2 protein-coding genes are annotated in these 555 nt (G+C 71.9%); both read left to right on the top strand.

Translation table 11 applies throughout. The features are described from left to right. Positions 1–195, top strand: a 195-nt coding sequence (locus KUM32_RS41740; RefSeq protein WP_217146832.1) for a hypothetical protein, incomplete at its 5' end; no start/stop codon positions are given. Beyond that, positions 176–555 (top strand): HD domain-containing protein (locus KUM32_RS41735; RefSeq protein WP_217146831.1); only part of this gene is annotated, 380 nt, incomplete at its 3' end. The genes KUM32_RS41740 and KUM32_RS41735, both read left to right, overlap by 20 nt.

The following is a 555-nucleotide window of genomic DNA, read 5'->3' as shown; positions in this document are numbered from 1 at the left end:
GCCTCATTCCGCTCGCTCGAATGGGTGATCTGGTTCACGCTCGACGAGAGCGGTTCGATGGCGCGTGTTGGGCTCGATAGCATCAAGCACCGGCACGGGCGCCCACTCGGGGCCTGGGGGCCGACCGCCCCGGCAGTCGCGCTGCCATCGCCGGTCGACGCCGCCGGAGGTGCCCATGAGCGCAGAGGCCACTAACCCAGCAGAACCGGGTTCGTTCGGCCGGAGGCGTGGCCGCCCGCTCATCGACCTGCGCAACCTCCGCCGGTTCGGCCGCGCGGCCCTGTTGGGGCCGGCACCGCGCGGCCGGGTGCCGGACGCCATCGAGCACGTGGCCAAGGTGCACCGGGCCCACCACCCCGGGGCGGACCTGGACGTGTTGCGACGGGCGTACGTGCTCGCCGAGTCCTCGCACCGCGGGCAGATGCGCAAGAGCGGCGAGCCGTACATCACACACCCCCTGGCCGTGACCCTCATCCTGGCCGAACTCGGCGCCGAGACCACGACCTTGACCGCCTCCCTCCTGCACGACACGGTCGAGGACACCGAGGTGACGCT

The sequence above is a fragment of the Streptomyces sp. AC627_RSS907 genome (assembly GCF_019049165.1).
The sequence above is the reverse complement of the archived record's forward strand: the minus strand, read 5'-3'. Positions and strand labels throughout refer to the sequence as shown.